The organism is Bacillus cereus group sp. Bc061 (genome assembly GCF_027715825.1).
Classification (GTDB): domain Bacteria; phylum Bacillota; class Bacilli; order Bacillales; family Bacillaceae_G; genus Bacillus_A; species Bacillus_A paranthracis.
The window spans coordinates 23081-45831 of record NZ_JAQFTZ010000005.1 but is presented as its reverse complement, the minus strand read 5'-3'; the positions used below and the strand labels follow the sequence as shown (position 1 = coordinate 45831).

The following is a 22751-nucleotide window of genomic DNA, read 5'->3' as shown; positions in this document are numbered from 1 at the left end:
TTGCTTTACAATGAAACTAGTTAATGCGAGAGGAGAAAGAAAATTGGAGCAAAAATTATATTACACTGACGCTTATAAGCAAGACTTTACTACAAAAGTTATAAAACAAGATTATGATAAAGACGGTAACTTATACGTTATTTTAAACGAAACGGCATTTTACCCAACAGGTGGCGGGCAACCCCATGATACTGGAACTTTAAATGGCATTGCTGTACTTGGTGTTGAAGAAGTCGACGAAGAAATCCACCACTTCATTGCAGAACAATTACATACAGAAGAAGTAGAAGGTAAAATTAATTGGGAGCGTCGTTTTGATCATATGCAGCAACATGCAGCTCAGCACATTTTATCTGCTGCTTTTTGGGATTATTTTAACATACCTACTATTGGATTCCATCTTGGAAAAGAAATAGTAACAATCGATTTAGAAGCGGAAAATCTCCCTAATGAAACGGTTGAAAAAGCAGTGCAAATTGCGAACAATATTGTTTTTGAAAACCATCCAATTCTTATTAAATGGATGAACTTAGAAGAAGCGAAAACATTACCTCTTCGTAAAGAACCGAATATGACAGAAAATATACGCGTTGTTATGATCGAAAACTTTGATTATAACGGCTGTGGTGGAACTCATCCGAAACGCACAGGTGAAGTAGGTCCTATTCAAGTACTAGGATGGGAACGCAATAGAGGTGGAATACGACTAACGTTTATCGCTGGCTGGCGCACACTTAAATTAATGGGACAACAACAACAAATTATGAAGGATGTTTCTAAACAATTAAACAGTAGCGAAGCTGATATTCCAGTAAAGGTAGCACAGCTTCTAACTTCTCAAAAAGAAACCGAAAAAGCTATGCAAACAATGAATGAAAAATTATTATATGCAGAGGCAAACGAACTACTTCAACAACCTACCAAAATACATGCTGGCATACTTATTTCTAAAGTGTTTACAAATCGTTCTATGCAAGAAATCGCAAAGCTATCCGCTATTATTACAGAACAACAAGAGCATGCCATTACATATTTCGTTATTGAAAACGAGGACAAATTACAATGCATCCTCGCTTGTGGCAAAACAGTCACACTCGATATGAATGCTCTTTTAAAAGCGGCACTTCCTACAATTGAAGGAAAAGGTGGCGGAAATAAAAAAAGTGCTCGTGGCGGTGGGAAAGCGATTATGACTGGGGATGAGTTTTTAAATCAACTTGTTTCTTCTTTACAGTCAGCAGTGTAAAACATGTTATGAAGGATAGCGAACGGCTATCCTTCAACTATATTTACAGGCCAATATTTTGTTTCAATCCTTGGTAACTCCCTGCATTTGCAAACCCTTCATTTACAAGCTTTATAAAGGTTTCCGAAAAACCATGCTGACTTAATTCGTCTATTGGCATCATTTGTACATCATGAATCGGATTATGATCAAATTCATTTGATGGTAACATAATTTCCCCTGTAATCTTTTCAAGTAGAAATGTAATATGTAATAAAGATGGACTGGCATCTGGTTTATCACAAACATAGAGTAGCTTCTTAATTTTAACTTCTAATCCCGTTTCTTCTCTCATTTCTCTAACCATCGCCTCTTCTAACATTTCACCATTCTCCACTCTTCCTCCAGGTAAAGACCAATTCCGATTAGCAATTTTTTGCTTTACTAGCAATACTTTTTCATCTTCAATTAAAATTCCAGTAACACGAACTTGCATTACATTTTCCATATGTAATCTCCTCTTCCCATTATATTTACAAATTAATCCTTCCATAAAAAGAACGTACGTTTTATAATTAAAGAAAAATATGGAAGAAAGAAGTTGTTACATTCATGCGTCCACCTTTAACAAAGTCTATATCACTTGAAGATTTCCAAAACTATTATTGGTTAAAAGAAGAACTGCAAACATTTTGTCATGAGCATGGGTTGCCAGCTAGTGGCTCTAAGATTGAAATAGCCAATCGTATCTCCCATTATTTACATACTGGTAAAATATTAAAAAACAGCTCTGGTCCAAAAGCGAGTAAAACTTCCCTCTCTTATAAAGACCTTTCTCTTCAAACGATTATTACTAACAATCACCGCTGTAGCGAAGATGTTCGTGCTTTTTTTAAAGAAAAAATCGGAACAAAATTCCGCTTTACAGTAGCTCTTCAAAAGTTTTTTAAAGAGAATATTGGAAAAACATATGAAGATGCGATAACGTTTTGGTATGAAGAAAACGAACGAAAAAAAGACCCTACATATAAAACAACTATCAGCGCGCAGTTTGAATACAATCGCTTTACTCGTGACTTTTTCGAAGATCCAAATAACAAAGGAAAATCAAAAGCTGATGCTATCGCTGCTTGGAACGAAATAAAAGCAAAGCCTGGTAGCAATGCTTATGTTCCTCAAAAAGTAGAGAACTAGTTCCTTGCTAGTCTTCTACTTTCTCAAATAATAGTGCAAGCCCTATTCCGCCCCCTATTCCTAACGTCGCGATTCCGTATTTCATACGCTCTCGTTTCGCCTGATAAAACAAGCGCGTTACAAGCATAGCCCCAGATGCACCGTATGGATGACCGAGCGCAATTGCTCCACCATTGACATTCAATTTTTTATATGGAATTTGTAACTCCTTTGCACAAGCAACAACTTTTGAAGCAAACGCTTCATTTATTTCAAAATAATCGATGTCCTCTACTTTCATATTCATTTCGTTTAATAATTTGTTCACCGCAAATATCGGACCAGTCCCCGGAAGATTTGGATCCACTCCAACTACAGCACTACGAACGAAACGAAGAACAGGCTTGTATCCTAATTTTCGGGCTTTCCCTTCTTCCATTACAAGAACGGCACATGCTCCATCATTTACACCGCACGAATTACCGGCCGTTACTGTACCATTTTGTAAAAATACGGGTTTTGTTCTTTTAATCATTCTTTCATACTTCATTTCTCGTTTTATAGCTTCGTCAAAAGATCCATTAAAAGAAAGTATTTCATCCTGTAAATATCCATTTTCTAATGCTTGCAGTGTCCGTTTATAACTAAGGTAAGCGTACTCATCTTGCATTTCTCGCGTTATATTATAACGCTCTGCAACATATTCAGCCGCCACTCCCATATTAGGATCACCAATTGTTTCTGGTGAAAATCGCGCTCTATTTTGAAATGGTGACGTACTTGTACTCTCTACTCCTCCTGCAATATAACAATTACCGGCCCCGCCTTGAATAAAATGACATGCGGTGCGGATCGCTTCCAATCCGGCACCACATTGCCGGTCAATCGTTACACCAGGAATACGATATCCAAGTCCTGCTTCTAAAGCAGATAATCTTGCAACATTCCCTCCTGGTCCAACAACATTCCCTAATATGACCTCGTCTATTTCTCTCTCAATTCCTTTACTTAAAAATGTAAGAAGAGGTGCTGCTAATTGCTGAACTTCATACCCTTTTAACATCCCATTCTTCTTACCAATAGGTGTCCTTTTTGCTTCTACAATAACTGCTCTATTCATATATTTTCTCCTGGTTTTCAATCATATCTTTTGCTTCCATACGAGCGATTTTCCCGCTATTTGTATAAGGTATTTCATCTACAAAATACCATTCTTTCGGTATTTTAAAAGAGGATAATCGTTGTAAGCAAAAACTTTTTAATTGTTGCTTCATAGCACTTCCTTTTACGATGGCGACAGGTTTTTCACCCCAGTAACTATCTTCCACACCAATTACAACTATTTCATCAACAGCTGGATGTTCATGTAATACGCTCTCTATTTCTTCTGGGAAAATATTAATTCCTCCAAATAAAATCATATTCTTCTCTCTACCGACAATATAAATAAATCCTTCTTCATCTTCATAACCTACATCTCGCACTGTCATCCAGCCATCTGCATTCAACTCCCGTGCTAAAACCCCATCTATTATGTATCCCATAAAAAACTGATCACTTTTCACATAAACAGTTCCTATCTCACCTTTCTGTACTTCTTTTCCTGCCTCATTACATACTCGAACTTGCACATTGTGACAAGGTTTCCCTACTGAATTTGGCCTTCTTTCGCTCTCTTCATCAACTAATGCTGTTACAAAACTCAGTTCCGATGCACCGTAAAATTCATATCTTTTCGCATAAGGAAATATACTCTTTATTTTTTCTTTCGCTTCAGCTTCCCACTTCGCTCCTGACGAAATTATTTTCATTTCATTTTCTATTACTCTATTTTCTTTATATAAAGATTCCAGCATTGTTGGTACGGTATACATGACCGAAATATTTTCAGTTTCTAACTTATCTAACACTTGATTTGGAATAAACTTCCTCATAATATGTACGGTTTGTCCTATATATAATGCACTTATTGCACCGTATAAGAAAAGAGAGTGAACGAGCGTTCCAGCTATTAAAATAGATTCTTCTTTTTTCATATGAAAGTCATGTATATTACAATTAAAACTATGAACCCACGATTGTTGCGCACGTAAAAATGCCTTTGCCTTTCCTGTTGATCCTGATGTAAATCCCATATAAAAAGGAACATCTTGTAAACTTTCTACAATGTGCTCTGTAGGAAGATAGTTCTCTATTATTTGTTTCCATTTATCAATTTCAATTATTCTTCCTTCTTCATCGGAAATATCATTTAATTTATATCGTTCCGCAATAATCATATCTGAATTACTGATTGCTAGTCTTTCCTTTAGCTCATCCTTTTTCCACTTTATATCTAATGGCACACAAACCCATCCGGCCATAGCAGCACCAGCGAATAGTTGTAAAAACTCTATACGATTTTCTAATACAATTGCTACTCTTTTACTCTTCGATTCTGTTGCGTGCAACCAATTCGCTACTTTACATACTGACTCGTACCAATCTTCATATGTTAAAACTCTATCATTTTCCTTAATTGCTATTTTATTTGGTTGTAAAGAGGCATGCTTTTTATATTCTTTTGTAATACCCATATGAGACGTCCTTTCTTTCCAAAATAATAAAAAGAAACACGCAACGAACGTGTTTCTTCTCTTTCTTATCCCGCATTTGTATATTTGCTTCTCTTTAGAGCAGGCGTAATAATATATTTCAATGAACGGTGTAATTTTGTTACAAGAACTGCTGCTATAATCGCTTTTATGCAATCACCTGGTAAAAACACAACACTCACTTTCATCGTTTCCCATACAGAAATATCCATTACGAAAGCTTGCACAAGGATACCAAATACATAAACTACGAAAATACCACCAATTATATTAATACATAATACTTTTATAATAGAAACTTCACGTAAACGCTCAATTAAGTAACCAATGACAAATGCTCCAACGATATAACCAAGTAAATATCCTGCACTTGGCCCAACAAATACGCCAAAGCCACCACGTCCACCAGCAAGTAATGGCGCTCCAACTCCTACAATAAGTAAGAAAATAAGCTGGCTTAATGCACCTAGACGTGATCCTAACAACCCACCAGCAAGCATAACACCGAGTGATTGTAATGTAATTGGAACTGGTGTAATAGAAAGAGCAATTGGAGGTATTAACCCTAACACTCCCATAATAGAACTAAATAAAGCGACGAAAACTAAGTTTTTTGTATTCATATTTGCTTCTCCTATTTGTAAACTCAAAATGATTTTTAGATAACATATTATAGGAGTTATATTATCTTTCTATTTAGCGTTTGTCAACTTATTTTTAAATTAGGTTTACAAATATAAATTCCATTATTTCTCTTTATGCAAATGCTCAAGTTCTTTCCGAAGCGCCTGTTTTAAAAACTTCCCAACAGATGTTTTCGGTATTTCTTCCATAAATACAATATCGTCTGGTAACCACCACTTCGCAAACTGTGGTTTTAAAAACTCATATATTTCCTCTTTCGTAACTGTACTATTTTTCTTTTGAACGACGCAGGCAACAGGGCGCTCTTGCCACTGCGGATGAGGAACAGCAACGACAGCCGCTTCAAATATAGCATCATGTGCCATTAAAGCATTTTCAAGGTCTACTGAAGAAATCCACTCGCCTCCGCTTTTAATCACATCTTTCGTACGGTCGACAATTTTTACGCAGCCTTCCTCATCGACTGTGACAACATCTCCTGTATATAACCATCCATCGCGAAAGCCTTCAACAGTACGATCATCGTTATAATAGCTTTCAGCGATCCATGGCGCTCGTAAACATAGTTCTCCCATCTCCGTACTATCCCACTTCACTTCACCATTTGTACCGACTACTTTCATTTCTACACCAGGGACAAGATACCCTTGCTTTGATCTAATTTCTAATTGCTCTTCATACGATAATTCTGTTTCATAACTTTTTAAACGTGCAAGTGTTACGAGTGGGCTTGTTTCGGTCATACCATATGCATGAATGAAAGGAACATTGTGTTTCTGTTCAAATGCTTTAATAACACTCTTCGGTGCAGCTGCACCACCGCATAGTATTCTCGTCATACTAGATAAATCGTAACTATTATTTTCTAACTCTTGTAATACACCAAGCCAAATTGTCGGCACACCAGCAGCTAACGTCACTTTTTCAGCTTGAATCATTTCTAATAAAATTTTTGGCGTAAACATCGGTCCTGGAAGCACTTGTTTTGATCCAAACCAAGTAGCTGCGAAAGGTAGTCCCCAAGCATTCACATGGAACATCGGTACAATAGCCATTGCCGCATCACTTTCCGATAAAGCAGCTGTATCTGCTAAACCGAGTGCCATACAATGCAGTACAGTACTACGATGCGTATATACAACACCTTTTGGATTTCCTGTAGTCGCTGACGTATAACACATACCAGCAGGTGTATTTTCATCAATATCTTTTACAAATTGGAAATTTGGATCGCCTTCTTCTAATAGTTTTTCATAATGATATACAGGTTCTAGCGTAGTATTTGGAATTTCATCTTTATCAGTCATAATAATGTAAGCTTGTACAGTTGATAATTGTGATTGAATATTTTCAATGAGCGGTACGAGATCTTCATCAATAAGTAGAATTCGATCTTCTGCATGCTGAATAATGTATGAAATATGTTGAGGAGATAAACGAATATTAATTGTGTGCAAAACGGAAGCAATACCAGGAATAGCAAAATACGCTTCCACATGTCGATGATGATTCCACGCTAACGTTCCTATACGCTCGCCTTCTTTAATTCCTAATTTTTTTAACGCACTGGAAAGCCTTCTCGTTCTTTCACCTAACTGCTTATACGTTAATGTCGTAACTGTGTCATGTGTCCGTGAAACAATTTCTTTCTTCGAAAATAGTTTTTCTGCTCTTTCCATCATAGAACTAATTGTTAGCGGTACATTCATCATCATATTGGTTATATCCCCCTTTAAAGCGTTTTCATTTTTCGTTTATTATAACAGACTTCTACAAATAATCGCGACATTTTTCTGTATTTTCTGAATTATTTCTTTGGAAATAATTCAGAAAATACTAAGAGAAGATATGCTAAAATTCCTTCTTACGATATATAAATACCGAAATAACAAAAGAAAAGATATATATGATAACGCCAAATATCGTATATAGAATGGAAGCATATAAAGATGAATTTAAATTTGATATTGGAAATTGTTCTATTAGATAGCCAATTACACTTTGTAATCCAAAATAAGTAACAAGTCCCCCGCATGCGCCTCCAATTGTAATAGCATCAGATTTTTCTGCTCCAAAAATATAGAGAAGTGGGTAGGCTATTGCTCCGGCATTAAGGATGATAAACGTCCCTAAAGAAACACTCTTAAATATACCATCATCAATTGGCGTACCTGAAACTGAAGCATGTACGTAAAATATGCTATACGATAATAAAGTACCAATAATTACAACTATAAAATAGAAAAGGTAGTGACTTTGCACAATGTTATTTCTAGTAACCGGTAAAGTAAGTACATATTTTTCATAACCTGACTTACTCTCATATTTAATAACTTCAAGTGCAGGAATTGCAGCAAAAAAGATAATAAACGTAGCAATTAAACGGTACATTGAAGCATTACCAAAATAAAAAACGCATCCAGCTCCCAATATCGCTATTCCCATGAACATAAAGAAAGTTCGATACACTAGATAATAGTTTGTCAATAATAAACCTCTCATTTATTTTTCACTCCTCGTTAATAAGACACTTATTTCTTCTATCGAGATGGTTCTATGAGCAATACCACTTGGTAATTTATATATATCTGATACGAGTACATTGAAATATGAACCAAGTCTCCTTCTAGCCACAACTATATCTTTGTTAATTAAAGCTAATTGTTCTTCATCAACGTCTACAATGGAGTAACTTTTCAAAACTTTATCCTTTTCTTCGTTCAATAAAATTTCTCCATCTTTTATAATGATAAGATGGCTAGCTATTTTTTCTACATCACTCATAATATGAGAAGAAAGTAGTATACCACCATTACTTTTACTCACAAAACTTTTTAATTCCTCTAACACCTCTTCTCTAGATGAAGGATCGAGACCACCCGTCGCTTCATCTAGAATTAATAATTTTGCATTATGCGATAACGCAACAGCTATAGTTAGTTTCATGGACATTCCACGCGAGAATTTACCTACTTTCTCATTAGTAGGTAAAGAAAAAGTATGAACTAATCGATAAAAATTATCTTGATCCCAAGATTCAAACATCTTTTCAAAAACTTTGTTTAGTTGCTTTATCGTAAGATGAGCCGGTAGATTCATAGCATCAAATACGACTCCTATCTTTTCCTTAATCTTGGCATCTTTATTTATATTTTCTTCACCAAATATTTTTACTGTACCACTATCTTTAGAAATTAATTCTAGTACTGTTTTAAAGGTTGTTGATTTCCCTGCTCCATTGTCACCAATGAATCCAACAATTGATCCAGACGGCACATTGAAGGAAACATCTCTTAAAACAACTTTGTTTCCAAATGATTTACTTAAATTTTCAATTTCTAGAAGATTTGACATCATTACACTCCTATCTTAACTTTTCATAAAAATATGTTTTCATTTATTAAAAATTATCCACTTTTTCTCTCACTTTCTTTTTCAGTTTAAAAATAAGACGATTACTATATTCTTTATTTTCTACTAAAATTCGATACGCCTCTAATACTCCTAACACACGAACAAAAAGATAAACTCCAATAGCAATAAGTACAACACAATAAGGGTGATACTGGACTAATTCTCCTGAAGTGATATGCTTTTTCTCAAATAAAAAAGGTAGCGCTCCTGCTGCTATAAAACAAAATCCAACGATTATTACTACAGCATACTTTTTCTTAATAATTGCATATCTTGTTGTCAATTCTTTTAGAAAGTTTTGATCAAATAATAATTCTTCCTTTTTTAATACATTGTATCGACTTTCTTCTATCATTACAGGTACCATCATCGCTCCAATTCCAAGAACAGCAACAATAATGACAAGGAATGTCGACATTGTTGCATCTTCTTTAAATAGTAAATATGGTATTGTAGATAAAATGAGTAAACTAAATCCTAGCGCTATATATTTAGAAATTTTTTGTCCATACGCTACATACCCTTCTGCCATTTCCTGACTTACGTAATAGCCATCCACATTTTCATTACTTTTCTCTGCAGTTTCTTTTAATAAATAGTCGAGTGATACTTCAAAAACATTTCCAATCATTATTAACTTTTCAGTTTCAGGAAAACCTTGACCGTTTTCCCATTTACTAACCGCTTGCCTTGTTGTGTTTAATTTCTCAGCTAATGCTTCTTGAGAAAGGCCCTTTTCCTTTCTTAATTTAAAAAGCTTTTCACCAAATCCCATATGTGTGTGTCCCCCTTTGTTTTCTTACCTAAATTGTATGTAAACATTGCCTTTATCTCTATCTTCCTGCGGTTGCACTTTGTCAACTTACGGTTGCGAATGTGTTATATAGCGGTTTTCTATACAATTTAGCTAGTTTTCTTTTATGATTATGGTGTAAATAAAAACCTCCCATCTCAATAACCAATTATAACAATTAAAGGTAATTATTGTTACCCGAAAATAAAAACTCCTTTATTTATTTAAAGGAGTTTTCGATATGAAATATTCTAAGATGAGCTAATTTTTCTTTCTCATACTAATTCACAATTTCTTCTATACATTTTTGTACGTTGTGCAACGATTCATAAGCATCCCACACAGTATATGTTGTCATCTCTTTATATAAGGCATATTCATATATATGTAAATATTTCTCCTATTAACTTCCCTAATAAAAACACTTTTTAATAATCATAACGGCTTCTGCTTAAACTTTTCATAATGTCGTACTTTTAATAAAAGGACATTCCCGCAATCTGTACAAATATAAGCATCTACTGGTGAAGATGTGAACATCGTCTCCTTTTTCCGTATTTGTGCATAACCGACAAACTCACCTTCTCCTATATTTTGAGAACCACAATTAGAGCATGTCTGCACGTCTTTCTGTTTCATGAGAGCACCACCTTTAATCTGTTTCTACTCCCTTCGACAGTTCACTTCCATTTCCCTTCCAAAAAACCTCTTATTCTCTTACATTTCAACAGGAATCTCAGAACAAACATCGTATATGTACTATGAAATATATTTATTGACGGGGGAATCTCATGAGTACAATTATGACAATCAATACCGCACAAGAAATTGAAAACGCAGAAATACATATGCTTTCTTCTAGATTAGCACTATTACAAGCAATGGACGGAAATCCAATGCAGGTACAAGTGAAAAAGTTCGGTAGTGCCACTGCCTTTTCATCAAAAGTAATTGCTGGTCCTGCTTTTAATACAGTAAAAGGCGTTACCTTTACAAATACAGATGAGATAGATGCGATTCTCTCTTATTATCAATCACTACAAATTCCTTGCCGTTTTGAAATTACACCAGCGCAAGGTACAGCTGAACTATTTCAATACTTATCTGAAAAAGGTTTTTATCAATCTAGCTTCCATACCGCTTTATATAGTACACCGCGAGAAGATCCGTCCCTTCTTCCTTCTAACATTTCAGTACGCAAACTAAAAGAAAATGAGTTTGATGTTTTTGCAGACATATATGTACGTGGATTTAACATGCCATCCTTTACAAAAGATGGTGTGCGCCAAAATAACGAAATTCTCTACGATAAACCAGGATGGCATTTTTTCATAGCTGAAGTTCAAAACATTCCTGCTGGCATTGGTGTCCTGTATATAAATAAGGGTGTCGCATCATTAGCTGCTTCTGCTACTTTGCCAGAATTTCAGCGTAAAGGCTGTCATACTGCCTTAATTCAAAAACGAATTGAGACAGCTATTGAATCCAATTGTCATTTAATAGTCGGACAAGCAAGATTCGGTAGCAGCAGTCAAAATAATATGGAACGTGCCCATATGAAGATCGCTTATACAAAATCAATCTGGACCGCCAAAAACATATAATTAACATTCTTTCTCTTCTCATTACAACTTTATACACTTTATGACAATTCCTTTTCAACTCTATTAATCATTTGAATATTCAAACTAAATCTGTTACGCTATTGCTAGATACATCATTCAACTTGCAATATGAAAAGAGCATTCTAATCAAACTACAAGGAGGAGAAATGTATGACTAAACATGATCATGGTTTAAAAGAAAAAGTAGAAGGTGCTATTGATAAAGTAAAAGGTGAAGTAAAAGAAGTTGTCGGGAAAGTAACTGATAATAAGAAATTACAAGCTGAAGGAAAATGGGATAAGGTAAAAGGCACTGCTAAAGATACTGTCGGTAATGTAAAAAAGAAAGTTAATGAATATAAAGAGAATAAAGAAAATAAATAAAAAACGAAAATGTAGGGTTGTGCAAGTAGTAAGTTACTAGATTTGAGAAAAGAGAAATTGCACCCATAAAAAATCATTTTAAAACGACAAATAGATGCCTCAAGGCATCTATTTGTCTATAAATAACTATTTTAATTACCCAACCCTTAAGCTTTTCCTTACTAACATTTTCTAACATAATGCTTTGCTACAGTAAAGGCTTACTTTGTGAAATTTGGTTTTAGATCACCTGTATACGGTTCATGCTCAACAAAGATTTTTATATCTTTTCCATTCGCATCTTTCCCCATTCTTGTATACGTAAATTTTTCTTTATTTAATTCTGTAAGTTCAAGAACTGCACCGTATTTATTATTTCCTAACGAAACGTGAGCTCTTATTTTATTACCATGTACAACATCAAAGAAACCGTAGTCTCCACGACTTTCTCCAGTATTCACATTGAAAAATTCGTATTTATTTGTATTTTTATCGTATTTTGCTAGACTGATTAAGTTTGAGTTATATTTTGTTACATCATTACCTTGGTCGTCTAATACCACCGTTCCGTTCCATAGTGTACTAGATAAAATTTCATCTCCATCAACATCTTTAACTATTTTACCTGTCGAACTTTCTAAATTTTTATCAGGCCGCGTGAAAGAAAGTTCTTTTTCATGGTACGGAATATGTTCAACAAACACCTCTACATCGTTCCCTTTTGTATCTTTCCCCATTCTTTTATATGTAAATTTCTCCTTATCTAATTGCGTTAATTCAACAACTGCTTGATAATTTTGCGTCTCAGAAATTAGTACTCTTTTCTTTCCATCATTCGTTATAAAAAAGGTACCGCTATCATTACGACTCTCTCCTGTACTTGCATTAAAAAATTCATACCTTGCCGTTTTAGCATCATACTTTGCAAGCCCGATGAAATTTTGATTTTCTTTCGTTACATCATTATGATCTTTGTCATAGACTTTTGTCCCTTGCCAGTTTGTTTCACCAAGTATACTAGCTAGTTGTTGCCCCTTCGTCTTTTGAGTTTGCTTAGTTTCTTGTATTGCATTGTATAAAAATTGTGCATACTGTTCACGCGTCACATCCATATTTGGAGCAAAATTTCCTCCGCCTACTCCTTTTGCAATATTATTTGTTTGAACAGCACTAATTGCATTGCTTGCCCATGAGTTCGTTGAAACGTCATTAAAAGTGTGATCACTCTTTGCCTTTAAATGAAAAGCATTTGTAAGAACTTGTGCCATTTCTGCACGCGTTAAGGAAGCCTTCGGTCTAAAATTCCCATGCTCGTCACCCTTAAAAACGCCCATTTCTGTTAAAGACAAAATCTCCTTTATATAACTTGTCGAATCTTCACTTACGTCTCCATATGGGTTCTGATAATTTTTGTCTTCTGCCAAATTAAAATAACGATATAGTAAAGCTGCAACTTGTTCGCGTGTCACGTTATCTCCAAAACCAAATCTTCCATCATCATAGCCGAAAATGATTTTCTCGTCTGTTAATTGCTGAATCGCCTCATATGCCCAGTGCCCCTTTGGAACATCTTTGAATACCCCAGTATGATTCGTGTTTGGTGTAACTACTTCTGCTTTCACCTCTCCAGTCGTTTCACTTAATAGACTTCCACCTAAAACTGCTGATATGATACATGTTTTTAAAATTGTTTTATTCATAGCTTCCCAATCCCTTCCTTCATTTAACAAATAATTACACCACTTTTCTTTCAAAAGAAGATTCTATGTGCGCAATTTATGTTATAAATTTTGATTACAGCTAATGGAATACAAAGTGTTACACATCCAAATTTCTTATTTGTAGTATCAATAGCTGCTATATATAGGAATTATAAATAGGAACTATAAATTGCCCATAAACAAATTATTAAAAAAAGATAAAATTAAGATAATATATTTTTAATCTCAATTTTTTTATAAAAAACGTTCCTTTTGGCAAAAAAGATGGCTTGAAATTAAAAGTTCATTCTATTTTTTTGTTTATGTTATCATGATAAAAGAAAGAATATTCCGAAATAAAAAACCCTGAATTTGGGCAGAAATGAGGAAAAGAAATTGAATATTGAGCAACAATTATATGATGTGGTGAAACAGTTAATTGAACAAAGATATCCAAACGATTGGGGTGGAGCCGCAGCGATTCGTGTAGAAGATGGAACAATTTATACAAGCGTTGCTCCGGATGTAATAAATGCTTCAACTGAACTTTGTATGGAAACAGGTGCAATTTTAGAAGCTCATAAATTTCAAAAGAAAGTTACACATTCTATTTGTCTTGCGAGAGAAAATGAGCATTCTGAATTAAAGGTACTCTCGCCTTGTGGTGTATGCCAAGAACGTTTATTTTATTGGGGACCAAAAGTACAGTGTGCGATTACAAATGCTAAACAAGATATTATTTTTAAACCTTTAAAAGAGTTGCAACCATATCATTGGACAGAAGCATATCATGATGAAATGGCAAAAGAATGGAGTACGAGATAGAGGAATAAGTTTCATTATTTCCCTGATGACAATAAAAAAATGTCACGGCCTTTTCCAAATAAAACATCGAAAAAGGCCGTGACATAACACTTATTTTATAATTGACGAAAGCTTACTTCCCTTCATTTTTCTCTAACACATACAAATCTTCTTCAATATTAGATAGTTTCTCTGTTACAAGCTTTCTTGCCTCTCCAATTGCTTGATTGTATGCAAATGGTCCAACTAATTTAATCATTTCTTCTATTAAACGCTCTGCTTGGAAACGTCCAATTTCATCTAAATCTTCTTCAACGAAAAATTGCTGAATTTGTGCTACAAGCTCTTCTTTTTTATCATTTGGTATTTTTATATTCATCATCGTTTATTACTCCTCTATATGTAAGATAGTATGTTTCTTAACTCTACCATAGAAAAACGCTTTCCAGGACAACTTTTTGTAACGCCTTCTAGTTCCCTATGACCGAGTATATTTTCTTTCTTTATAGCAAACCGATTCATAAACATTTTACATAAAGAATATAATGCATTCATTTGTGCGGTAGTTGGATCATATTTATCAAAATTACCCGTCATACATATTCCAATTGTATCTCTATTATGATCTTTCGCATGTGCTCCAATATGTAAACCACGTCCTTCGACTACAGTTCCATCTTCTTCAATAAAATAATTGTAACCGATCCCGCTCCACCCTCTTACTTTTTGATGAAATTCATGTGTTTTATACACATCCCATCCATCTTCGGATGTATGGTGAATAATCAGTTTGTTTACTTTTTCTAAAGGAACTAATTCATCTTGAAATGCTAAATTTACACATTTAATTTCCATTTGAATATCCCCCTTAAAAATCAATCATCATAATTGTTTTATCATCTGGTCGTATTCTCTTTTCCCCTTCTAACTCTTCAATAATTGCTACATATTCATTTATACTATTCTTTCTTATATATGCAACAGTTTGTTCGAGTGGCCAATCTGGGTGGAATAATCCGTCTGAACAAATAAAAATCCCACTCACTTCATCTATATGTAATTCCCCATGCTGCAAATAATGAATTGCTTCTTTCATTCCATTCGCAACGGAATATCCCCCCTTCACATTTGCAAGATAACGATTGTATTTTAACTGTTCTCGCACATCTTGAAAAACATGTTCTTCTGGTACAGATAACCCTTTTTTACGATCTTCTTCTCTTTTCTTTTTTGCTCGTTTACTAATTCCTTCAACCGTATCTTTCGTTAATACTTGCATCGTTCCTTTCCGAAATATTGCGACAATCATACAGTCCCCTAACTGTGCGTATTCAATTTTCTCACCAACTATTTGGACTGCCGCGATACATGTGCACCACAAATGCTCTTTCTTTCTCGTATCTACTCCATATGCTAACATTTTTCTTTGCAATGCTTCATTTGCTTTTGCAACAGCAACTTGTAAACTATGATTTTCGCGGAATGAATTAAAATAACTTGCAAATAAATGTGAAGCGATGTATGCTCCATTATGTCCCTTTTCATCACGAAACGGGACAAGTGGTGTTGCACCGTCACATACACCATAAATCTTTTTTTCTTCATTACAAAAATAAGAATCCTCACATTCTTGCTTCAACGGGCTTTTCTGTTGATATGTTTTTATCTTCACAACTGTATCCCCTTTCAAATGGTAAAATACTCAAATTCTTTTGATTAATCTAATTTTCCGAAATAAACTGTTTTTACCCAAAACTTTCAATATCATATATAATCTTGAAATAATATGAATTTTTCAGTGAAGGACGGGAAAGAGATGGTCAGATTTCTTGGTGTTATTATTGGTTCTATTATTATTGCGATTGCCTTTAATCTTTTCCTTATCCCCCACAAAATTTTAAGTAGTGGAATTGGCGGAATTGCTATTATTTTAGGGATTGTAACTCCTGTAAACACAGGTATTATTAACTTTGTATTAAACTTACCTATCCTTATTTTAGGATACATAGGTCTTGGAAAAAAAGTCATTTTTAACACGATTGTCTCTGTTATTGTATTATCTGTTGCATTATACTATGTTCCAGTGAAAGTCGTAGCAACAGATCCACTTTTATCATCTATCTTTGGTGGTGTTATTGCCGGAGCTGGTATCGGTCTTGTTTTTAACTGTAATGGATCAACTGGTGGATTTGATATTATCGGTATGTTGTTATCTCGCAAAAGAGATATTAAACTTGGCGGATTCCTTATTGTTTTAAATGCAGTCGTTGTAATCATTGCAGGATTCTTCTTCACTTGGGATGTTGCTCTTACAAGCTTACTTTCGATTTATGTAACTGGTAAAGTTATTGATGCTATTCATACGAAACATCGGAAGGTTACACTTATGATTGTAACAAATGAAGCAGAAAAAATGAAAAAACAACTTCTTTCAACTGTTGTACGTGGCATTACATTACTTGATGGCGAAGGTGCTTATTCTAGCGAAAAGAAACGTGTACTTATGACAGTCGTTTCTCGTGAAGAATTAGCAAGTATGAAATTAACAATTTCTGAAATTGACCCTCATGCATTCGTTAACATTACAGAAACAGTTGAAGTATTAGGATTGTTTAGAAAAGCTTAAAAAACTAGGTGGATTTCCACCTAGTTTTTATTTTCCATAAATTCAATTCGATTTCCGAACGGATCTGACACATAAAATCGAATTACATCTGGTCGTGCATGATCATCTATTACTTCAATGCCTTGCTGTATTAACGCTTGTTTAAATTCATCTATGTTTAAAACATAAAAAGCCGGATGTGCCTTTTTAGCTGGGGTAAAGTTTTGCTCAACTCCGATATGAATCTCTTGATTTCCACACTTAAACCAGCACCCACCGCGCTTCTTTAATTCCTCTGGCTTTGGGATTTCCTCCATACCAATTTTATTACTATAAAACTCTCGCGCTTCTTCTTCACACCCTACAGGCGCAGCTACTTGTACATGATCGATCCCTTGAATATAAGTTCTCATTTTCTCTCCCCCTCTTCTACCCTAATGTTATAAGGAAAACCTACTCCTGTAACTTACAAATGATTTATAAAACAATATAAGCTCCCCTTATTACCACCCTATACGTACTTTTCCAAAATAAAGAAAACAAAATTTATTATATAACTTCCATTTTTTATAGAAATACACGTTACATCTATATTATAGTTATGAATAGACAAATCTTTTTAGATGCTATTTGTACGGAGGAACTATTATGAGTCGTAAAAAATATTCATCAACTCAAAAAAAACGTCATCCGAACATTTCTAGACGTTTGCGAAACCATATACAAGATCGTTCATTAGCAGAAATGTACGCATCTCTGTTCGAACACAACCCTGATGGTATTATTTCATTAAATTTAGAGGGAATTATTATACACACTAATCCTTCTGCTGAAAGAATACTAGGTTACACTTCTTCAGAATTAGAGCGAAAAAGCATTACCTCGATTTTAGAAGCTCATATTTCTGAGCAAGTATTACAAAATATAAAGAATACGGAAGCGGATAATCAACAAGAGTATATTTTATCTATTTATCATAAAGATGGATTCTTATTAGATGTCGTGACAAAACTAGTTCCTATTTTTGTCCAAAATCGTCTAACTGGCGTATATGCCATTATGAAGCCTCTTGAAAAATCAGAAAGAATTGAGAAAAAGCTGAAAGAAAGTGAGAAGAGATTACGCACATTAGTAAACTCCATGCCTGCGTTTGTTATATTTAAAGATCATGAAGGGCGCTGGCTTGAGGCAAATGACTACGCACTTTCTTGCTTCAATTTCCATCATGTACCTTACCACGGAAAAAAAGATAGTGAACTCATTCAATATAATGAAGCGTACCGAGAAGCTTTTTTACATTGTGAAGAAGTCGATGAATTAGCATGGCAACAAAGACAAATTCTTCATGGTGAAGAATTTATTATTCATAGAGATGATTTCGACCTAATCTTAAGTATATCGAAAGTTCCTCTCTATCACCCTGACGGCTCCCGTAAAGGTCTTATCGTAATGGGAAGAGATATTACTGAGCTAAAGGAAACGGAAAAGTTATTACGAAAATCTGAAAAGCTCGCAGTAGTCGGACAACTGACAGCTGGAATTGCTCATGAAATTCGAAATCCACTCACTTCTCTAAAAGGTTTTCTAACATTGCTACTCCCTGAAATAAATGAGGAGCAGAAGTGGTATATCGATGTTATGCTAAGTGAAATTTCACAGATGGAATCTATCACGAGTCAATTTATGGCGATGTCTAAACCACAAGTATTAGCAATCCAAACTTGTAACATACAAACTTTAATTGAAGAGGTAGTTACATTTATTTTACCAACCGCAATTATGCATAGCGTTCATATCATTATGGATCATTTTGATTACGTATATGACATTCAATGTGACGGTAACCAATTAAAACAAGTTTTTATAAATATATTAAAAAATGCGATTGAAGCAATGCCAAATGGCGGAAATATTTTCATCCAAACAAAACCATTAGAGGGTAATTTCATCTTAATACGGATCATCGATGAAGGTTGCGGTATCCCAGAAGATCGTATCTCCCGTTTAGGCGAACCTTTTTATAGTTTAAAAGAAAAAGGCACAGGGCTAGGATTAATGATGTGTTACAAAATAATTGAAGAACATCATGGTAAATTACACATTTCAAGTGAATTAAATAAAGGTACGGTCGTTGATATTCACCTACCACTTTCTTCACCTCACCTTGCAATCCAGTCTTAAATAATAAAAGAAGCATCTGCTAACGATTAGCAGATGCTTCTTTTATTATTTATACTTATAGAACTGTTTTTCCATACCATTCTTTTGCTTTTTCTACTTCACCCATCGTTAATTGATGTCCTCTATTTTCCCAATGCATTGTTACATTAGCGTTTGCATTTTCTAATAGTAGCTTCAATTCCTCTGACTCAGAAGATGAACAAATTGGATCATTTGTCCCAGCAGCAATAAACACGGATTTCCCAGCTAAATTAGGCAATTGTGTTCCTCTTCTAGGCACCATTGGGTGATGAAGCACAGCACCTTTTAACGCATTTTCGTAGTGGAATAATAAGCTTGCCGCAATGTTTGCTCCATTTGAATAACCGATAGCTACAATGTTATTTCTATCAAATTCATATGTTTTTGCAGCTTCGTCTAAAAACTCATTTAATTCCTTCGTACGGAAAATAAGATCCTCTTCATCAAAAATACCTTCTGCTAATCGACGGAAGAAACGTGGCATCCCATTCTCTAATACATTTCCACGGACACTTAATACTGAAGCTTCCGGATCCATTATTTCTGCAAGTGGTAATAAATCTAATTCATTACCTCCTGTACCATGAAGTAATAGCAATACTGGTTTTGACGTATCTTTTCCTTTTTGAAAAACATGTTTCATCATAATCCTTTTCCCCTTTCAATCACTTTAATCTAAATTTCTCACTTCAAATGGTAAAAGCGTTTGTTCAATCTGTTTTCTATGTTTTTCATATTGTTCCGGTAACTTTAATTCCTCACCCATCGTCTCTAACGATTCATCATGAGCGAAACCAGGGGGATCTGTTGCAATTTCAAATAAAATTTCACCGTGTTCTCTAAAATAAATTGCGTTAAAATAATTTCGATCTTGTACAGGAGTTACGTGGTATCCAAAACGGGACACATGCTCTTTCCAGTCTAGCTGATCAGCATCGTCACTCGCTCTCCAAGCAATATGATGAACTGTACCAACACCCATTTGACCGCGTCCGATTGTCGATAATTTCAAATCAATAATATTGCCAATATTAGCAGAAGAACGGAATCGAACAAATTCACCCTCTTCTCCAATTTTCTCAAGACCCATGATATGTTCTAACAGTTCAGCAGTTTTTTGAGGCTGCGTTGATAAAAGAACTGCACCGCCAAATCCTTTAATTGCTACTTCTGGCGTAACTTCCCCAAAAGTCCAATTATTTAATTCGCCTTCTTCTCTTTCTACTAATTCTATATGCAAACCATGTGGATCATCAAATTCTAAGTACTGTTCCCCAAATCGAGTCATTTTTGTATACGAAACATCGAATTTTTCTAATCTATTTTCCCAAAACTCCATTGCCCCTTTTGGTACAACATAAGAAGTGATTCCTACTTGACCGTCACCAATAACTCCTTGACGAGCACCTGCCCATGGGAAAAACGTAATAATTGTTCCCGGTTTTCCTCCTTCATTACCAAAATAAAGATGGTACGTACCTGGATCATCAAAATTCACTGTTTGTTTCACTAAACGTAAACCTAACACACCAGCGTAAAAATCTACATTTTCTTGTGGATGCCCTACAATCGCTGTAATATGGTGGATGCCCATTGTTTTCTTTTCCATTTCTTCCACTCCTTTTTTATTCCATTATAAAAATTGCTTTACATTAAGATTCATTATTCATTTTGTCCATACTGACTAGTAAAATCCGTCATGATAATTTTATCTCGAATTCGAGATATTGATTTTAAAATTACACATTAACTTCCAGTTCCTTAAATTATCTCAAATTCGAGATAATTATTAAAAAAATATTTAATCCATTTGAAATCTTTATTCAAAGTACAAATTAACTCGAACTCAAATTTATTATAAGTTACTTACTTTTAGTTGTCAACAAGTTCCTTATTTTCATTTTAAATAAAAAGAGAGTAAACGCCAGTTTCGTTTACTCTCTTCGCTGATCATTTCGTTTCTTCTTCCAGCACTGCTTCCATCTCATTAAATTCACGATGAATTGCTTTAACTGGTTCTTTCGTTAATAAACTTATAACAATCACAGCTAATAAGCTACAGAAGAATCCAGGTACCATTTCATACATAGTCGCTTTTAAACTTGGAATTTGTACCCAAGTAATTACAACTACTGCACCAACAATCATCCCAGCAAGAACGCCCCATTTGTTCGTTCTCTTCCAATATAAACTTAATAAAATGGCAGGTCCGAATGCTGAACCAAATCCTGCCCAAGCATAACCGACGAGTGTTAAAATTGTATCACTTGGATGATACGCTAAAACAACTGCGATCATAGCTACTACTAAAACTGACAGTCTACCGATAAATACAAGTTCTTTATCACTTGCGTTACGACGGAAAAATGTTTTATAGAAATCTTCCGTTACTGCACTTGAAATAACAAGTAATTGCGAGGAAATACTACTCATAATCGAAGCCAAAATAGCTGATAATAAAAATCCAGTAATGTACGGATGGAATAAAATATTTGAGAATGTTACAAAGACCATTTCCGGATCTTGTAATGTCGCATTATTTTTAGCGTAATAAGCAATACCAACTAGACCAGTAAGCATTGCACCTATAATTGAAATCGTCATCCAACCGATACCGATTCTACGAGAAGTTTTCAAATCTTTAATAGAGGTAATTGCCATAAAGCGGACAATAATATGTGGTTGACCAAAATACCCAAGACCCCATGCTAAAAAGGAAATAATACCAAGAATTGTGGTCCCTTTAAACATATCTAAATGCGATGCATCAACTTGCTTAATCGTATTGAATGTTTCTGTTACACCACCGACATCTGTAAAAGCAACAATTGGTACTAATACGAGAGCAATAAACATAATACACCCTTGCACAAAGTCGGTCCAACTTACTGCTAAAAAACCACCGAATAGTGTATAAGCAACTACGACACCAACAGTTACAAATAAACCAATTTTATAATCAAGGTTAAAAGAATTTTCAAACAAACGTCCACCTGATACTAAACCAGCCGACGCATAAAATGTGAAAAATACTAAAATGACGATAGCGGAGACAAAACGAAGTATTTTCGTACGATCTTTAAATCGATTCTCTAAAAAGTCTGGAATCGTAATTGAATCATTAGCCACTTCTGTATACGTTCGCAAACGCGGGGCAAGAATTAAATAGTTTACATAAGCACCTATTAATAAACCTATCGCAATCCACACACTTGATAACCCTGTCGCATACATCGCACCAGGTAATCCCATTAGCATCCAACCACTCATGTCAGAAGCACCAGCTGATAAAGCTGTAACTGCTGGACCGAGTCCCCTTCCGCCTAACATATAATCTGATAAATCGGATGTCTTCTTATAAGACCAATAACCGATATACAACATACCTGCCATATAAATAGCAAGCGAAACCATAATCTCAATCTTCACCAAATCTCTCCCTTAGTTACATAAGCCATTCAAAATTTCGAAAAATGACTTTTTCTATTTTCTTGTTTTCGCTTATGGTTCCCTACCTTAACAAACATTTTTTGTTCTTTCAAGTGAACAGGTGTTTTTTACTGCATGTGAAAACCTTCATAAACGCCTTTATCCCAGTGGATTACCCGGTTTTTAAAAGAAATTAAAGT

At 34.7% G+C, this 22751-nt stretch carries 24 protein-coding genes and 1 pseudogene; 7 read left to right on the top strand and 18 right to left on the bottom strand.

Annotation, left to right across the window (positions count from 1 at the left end; genetic code table 11):
- Nucleotides 1-43 precede the first annotated feature (43 nt).
- The gene (locus PDQ40_RS18090) at nt 44-1246 is read left to right on the top strand and encodes a serine-tRNA(Ala) deacylase AlaX (RefSeq protein WP_000435891.1); all 1203 of its coding nucleotides are present in this window, start codon (nt 44-46) and stop codon (nt 1244-1246) included.
- A gap of 43 nt (nt 1247-1289) precedes the next feature.
- Here the strand turns inward: PDQ40_RS18090 and PDQ40_RS18085 are convergent, their stop codons facing one another.
- On the bottom strand, nt 1290-1733 hold the full coding sequence (locus tag PDQ40_RS18085) for an NUDIX hydrolase (protein WP_000432558.1): 444 nt from the start codon (nt 1731-1733) through the stop codon (nt 1290-1292).
- 104 nt (nt 1734-1837) lie between these two features.
- Here PDQ40_RS18085 and PDQ40_RS18080 point away from each other — a divergent pair, with 104 nt between their 5' ends.
- Entirely contained in the window at nt 1838-2419 is a 582-nt protein-coding gene (locus PDQ40_RS18080; protein WP_001247753.1) for a DUF6434 domain-containing protein, read from the top strand.
- A gap of 7 nt (nt 2420-2426) precedes the next feature.
- Here the strand turns inward: PDQ40_RS18080 and PDQ40_RS18075 are convergent, their stop codons facing one another.
- The 9 genes and pseudogenes from PDQ40_RS18075 to PDQ40_RS18035 form a co-directional block, all read right to left on the bottom strand.
- Nucleotides 2427-3518, bottom strand: coding sequence for an acetyl-CoA C-acyltransferase (locus PDQ40_RS18075; protein WP_001078016.1), 1092 nt, complete (start codon nt 3516-3518; stop codon nt 2427-2429).
- Entirely contained in the window at nt 3511-4974 is a 1464-nt protein-coding gene (locus tag PDQ40_RS18070; protein ID WP_000513140.1) for an acyl-CoA synthetase, read from the bottom strand. The genes PDQ40_RS18075 and PDQ40_RS18070 overlap by 8 nt, the downstream gene beginning before the upstream one ends.
- A 65-nt stretch (nt 4975-5039) precedes the next feature.
- Complete coding sequence (locus PDQ40_RS18065) at nt 5040-5615, bottom strand: biotin transporter BioY (protein WP_001093330.1); 576 nt, start codon at nt 5613-5615, stop codon at nt 5040-5042.
- A 123-nt stretch (nt 5616-5738) separates the two neighbouring features.
- The gene (locus tag PDQ40_RS18060) at nt 5739-7352 is read right to left on the bottom strand and encodes a long-chain fatty acid--CoA ligase (protein WP_000980184.1); all 1614 of its coding nucleotides are present in this window, start codon (nt 7350-7352) and stop codon (nt 5739-5741) included.
- Between the two features lie 136 nt (nt 7353-7488).
- The gene (locus PDQ40_RS18055) at nt 7489-8139 is read right to left on the bottom strand and encodes an ABC-2 transporter permease (RefSeq protein WP_001214688.1); all 651 of its coding nucleotides are present in this window, start codon (nt 8137-8139) and stop codon (nt 7489-7491) included.
- Nucleotides 8140-8991, bottom strand: coding sequence for an ABC transporter ATP-binding protein (locus tag PDQ40_RS18050; RefSeq protein ID WP_000067330.1), 852 nt, complete (start codon nt 8989-8991; stop codon nt 8140-8142).
- A 46-nt stretch (nt 8992-9037) separates the two neighbouring features.
- Nucleotides 9038-9826, bottom strand: coding sequence for a helix-turn-helix domain-containing protein (locus PDQ40_RS18045; protein WP_000505602.1), 789 nt, complete (start codon nt 9824-9826; stop codon nt 9038-9040).
- Between the two features lie 301 nt (nt 9827-10127).
- Nucleotides 10128-10202: pseudogene (locus PDQ40_RS28135) on the bottom strand (GNAT family N-acetyltransferase); the annotation flags it as partial.
- A 77-nt stretch (nt 10203-10279) separates the two neighbouring features.
- Nucleotides 10280-10483, bottom strand: a complete 204-nt coding sequence (locus tag PDQ40_RS18035; protein WP_000810212.1) for a hypothetical protein — start codon at nt 10481-10483, stop codon at nt 10280-10282.
- A gap of 152 nt (nt 10484-10635) precedes the next feature.
- Between PDQ40_RS18035 and PDQ40_RS18030 the strand changes: the two genes are divergently transcribed.
- Together PDQ40_RS18030 and PDQ40_RS18025 are read left to right on the top strand one after the other, a co-directional pair.
- Nucleotides 10636-11448 (top strand): GNAT family N-acetyltransferase, encoded by an 813-nt coding sequence (locus PDQ40_RS18030; protein ID WP_000104264.1) that lies wholly within the window; start codon nt 10636-10638, stop codon nt 11446-11448.
- A 171-nt stretch (nt 11449-11619) separates the two neighbouring features.
- Nucleotides 11620-11832, top strand: coding sequence for a CsbD family protein (locus PDQ40_RS18025; protein WP_000160413.1), 213 nt, complete (start codon nt 11620-11622; stop codon nt 11830-11832).
- A 200-nt stretch (nt 11833-12032) separates the two neighbouring features.
- On the opposite strand, the gene PDQ40_RS18020 is transcribed toward PDQ40_RS18025, so the two are convergent.
- The gene (locus PDQ40_RS18020; protein WP_002170180.1) at nt 12033-13511 is read right to left on the bottom strand and encodes a DUF4822 domain-containing protein; all 1479 of its coding nucleotides are present in this window, start codon (nt 13509-13511) and stop codon (nt 12033-12035) included.
- Nucleotides 13512-13907: 396 nt separating this feature from the next.
- Here PDQ40_RS18020 and PDQ40_RS18015 point away from each other — a divergent pair, with 396 nt between their 5' ends.
- On the top strand, nt 13908-14336 hold the full coding sequence (locus tag PDQ40_RS18015; protein ID WP_001019672.1) for a cytidine deaminase: 429 nt from the start codon (nt 13908-13910) through the stop codon (nt 14334-14336).
- 112 nt (nt 14337-14448) lie between these two features.
- On the opposite strand, the gene PDQ40_RS18010 is transcribed toward PDQ40_RS18015, so the two are convergent.
- From PDQ40_RS18010 to PDQ40_RS18000, 3 genes are read right to left on the bottom strand one after another with little or no spacing between them, the layout of a single operon-like run.
- A complete protein-coding gene (locus PDQ40_RS18010) occupies nt 14449-14697 on the bottom strand; it encodes a DUF2164 domain-containing protein (RefSeq protein WP_000981073.1) in 249 nt (82 codons plus the stop codon).
- A 14-nt stretch (nt 14698-14711) separates the two neighbouring features.
- A complete protein-coding gene (locus tag PDQ40_RS18005) occupies nt 14712-15170 on the bottom strand; it encodes a peptidoglycan recognition protein family protein (RefSeq protein ID WP_000402952.1) in 459 nt (152 codons plus the stop codon).
- Nucleotides 15171-15183: 13 nt separating this feature from the next.
- On the bottom strand, nt 15184-16005 hold the full coding sequence (locus tag PDQ40_RS18000) for a protein phosphatase 2C domain-containing protein (RefSeq protein ID WP_002170179.1): 822 nt from the start codon (nt 16003-16005) through the stop codon (nt 15184-15186).
- A gap of 96 nt (nt 16006-16101) precedes the next feature.
- On the opposite strand from PDQ40_RS18000, the gene PDQ40_RS17995 reads away from it, so the two are divergent.
- Nucleotides 16102-16941: a YitT family protein gene (locus PDQ40_RS17995; protein WP_002028192.1), complete on the top strand. Its 840-nt coding sequence runs from the start codon at nt 16102-16104 to the stop codon at nt 16939-16941.
- 20 nt (nt 16942-16961) lie between these two features.
- Here the strand turns inward: PDQ40_RS17995 and PDQ40_RS17990 are convergent, their stop codons facing one another.
- The gene (locus PDQ40_RS17990; RefSeq protein ID WP_001261472.1) at nt 16962-17333 is read right to left on the bottom strand and encodes a VOC family protein; all 372 of its coding nucleotides are present in this window, start codon (nt 17331-17333) and stop codon (nt 16962-16964) included.
- Nucleotides 17334-17568: 235 nt separating this feature from the next.
- Here PDQ40_RS17990 and PDQ40_RS17985 point away from each other — a divergent pair, with 235 nt between their 5' ends.
- Complete coding sequence (locus tag PDQ40_RS17985; protein WP_000087671.1) at nt 17569-19101, top strand: BA3702 family sensor histidine kinase; 1533 nt, start codon at nt 17569-17571, stop codon at nt 19099-19101.
- 55 nt (nt 19102-19156) lie between these two features.
- Here PDQ40_RS17985 and PDQ40_RS17980 read toward each other — a convergent pair whose 3' ends face one another.
- From PDQ40_RS17980 to putP, 3 genes are all read right to left on the bottom strand, one after another.
- Nucleotides 19157-19768 carry an alpha/beta hydrolase gene (locus PDQ40_RS17980; RefSeq protein ID WP_000975470.1) on the bottom strand — a complete coding sequence of 204 codons (612 nt, stop codon included), beginning with the start codon at nt 19766-19768 and terminating at the stop codon, nt 19157-19159.
- Between the two features lie 24 nt (nt 19769-19792).
- The gene (locus tag PDQ40_RS17975) at nt 19793-20731 is read right to left on the bottom strand and encodes a ring-cleaving dioxygenase (protein WP_000412746.1); all 939 of its coding nucleotides are present in this window, start codon (nt 20729-20731) and stop codon (nt 19793-19795) included.
- Between the two features lie 341 nt (nt 20732-21072).
- Nucleotides 21073-22551 (bottom strand): sodium/proline symporter PutP, encoded by a 1479-nt coding sequence (gene putP, locus PDQ40_RS17970; RefSeq protein ID WP_000687615.1) that lies wholly within the window; start codon nt 22549-22551, stop codon nt 21073-21075.
- Between the last annotated feature and the right edge of the window lie 200 nt (nt 22552-22751).

Bases quoted from the DNA above. Each gene is read 5' to 3' on its own strand.
- PDQ40_RS18050 (WP_000067330.1), bottom strand. From the start codon at position 8,991: ATGTCAAATCTTCTAGAAATTGAAAATTTAAGTAAATCATTTGGAAAC.
- PDQ40_RS18065 (WP_001093330.1), bottom strand. From the start codon at position 5,615: ATGAATACAAAAAACTTAGTTTTCGTCGCTTTATTTAGTTCTATTATG.
- PDQ40_RS18080 (WP_001247753.1), top strand. From the start codon at position 1,838: ATGCGTCCACCTTTAACAAAGTCTATATCACTTGAAGATTTCCAAAAC.
- PDQ40_RS17975 (WP_000412746.1), bottom strand. From the start codon at position 20,731: ATGGAAAAGAAAACAATGGGCATCCACCATATTACAGCGATTGTAGGG.
- PDQ40_RS18060 (WP_000980184.1), bottom strand. From the start codon at position 7,352: ATGATGATGAATGTACCGCTAACAATTAGTTCTATGATGGAAAGAGCA.
- PDQ40_RS17995 (WP_002028192.1), top strand. From the start codon at position 16,102: ATGAATTTTTCAGTGAAGGACGGGAAAGAGATGGTCAGATTTCTTGGT.
- PDQ40_RS18010 (WP_000981073.1), bottom strand. From the start codon at position 14,697: ATGATGAATATAAAAATACCAAATGATAAAAAAGAAGAGCTTGTAGCA.
- PDQ40_RS18020 (WP_002170180.1), bottom strand. From the start codon at position 13,511: ATGAATAAAACAATTTTAAAAACATGTATCATATCAGCAGTTTTAGGT.
- PDQ40_RS18070 (WP_000513140.1), bottom strand. From the start codon at position 4,974: ATGGGTATTACAAAAGAATATAAAAAGCATGCCTCTTTACAACCAAAT.
- PDQ40_RS18055 (WP_001214688.1), bottom strand. From the start codon at position 8,139: ATGAGAGGTTTATTATTGACAAACTATTATCTAGTGTATCGAACTTTC.
- PDQ40_RS17980 (WP_000975470.1), bottom strand. From the start codon at position 19,768: ATGATGAAACATGTTTTTCAAAAAGGAAAAGATACGTCAAAACCAGTA.
- PDQ40_RS18005 (WP_000402952.1), bottom strand. From the start codon at position 15,170: ATGGAAATTAAATGTGTAAATTTAGCATTTCAAGATGAATTAGTTCCT.
- PDQ40_RS18025 (WP_000160413.1), top strand. From the start codon at position 11,620: ATGACTAAACATGATCATGGTTTAAAAGAAAAAGTAGAAGGTGCTATT.
- PDQ40_RS17990 (WP_001261472.1), bottom strand. From the start codon at position 17,333: ATGAGAACTTATATTCAAGGGATCGATCATGTACAAGTAGCTGCGCCT.
- PDQ40_RS18075 (WP_001078016.1), bottom strand. From the start codon at position 3,518: ATGAATAGAGCAGTTATTGTAGAAGCAAAAAGGACACCTATTGGTAAG.
- PDQ40_RS18045 (WP_000505602.1), bottom strand. From the start codon at position 9,826: ATGGGATTTGGTGAAAAGCTTTTTAAATTAAGAAAGGAAAAGGGCCTT.
- PDQ40_RS18085 (WP_000432558.1), bottom strand. From the start codon at position 1,733: ATGGAAAATGTAATGCAAGTTCGTGTTACTGGAATTTTAATTGAAGAT.
- PDQ40_RS18030 (WP_000104264.1), top strand. From the start codon at position 10,636: ATGAGTACAATTATGACAATCAATACCGCACAAGAAATTGAAAACGCA.
- PDQ40_RS18035 (WP_000810212.1), bottom strand. From the start codon at position 10,483: ATGAAACAGAAAGACGTGCAGACATGCTCTAATTGTGGTTCTCAAAAT.
- PDQ40_RS17985 (WP_000087671.1), top strand. From the start codon at position 17,569: ATGAGTCGTAAAAAATATTCATCAACTCAAAAAAAACGTCATCCGAAC.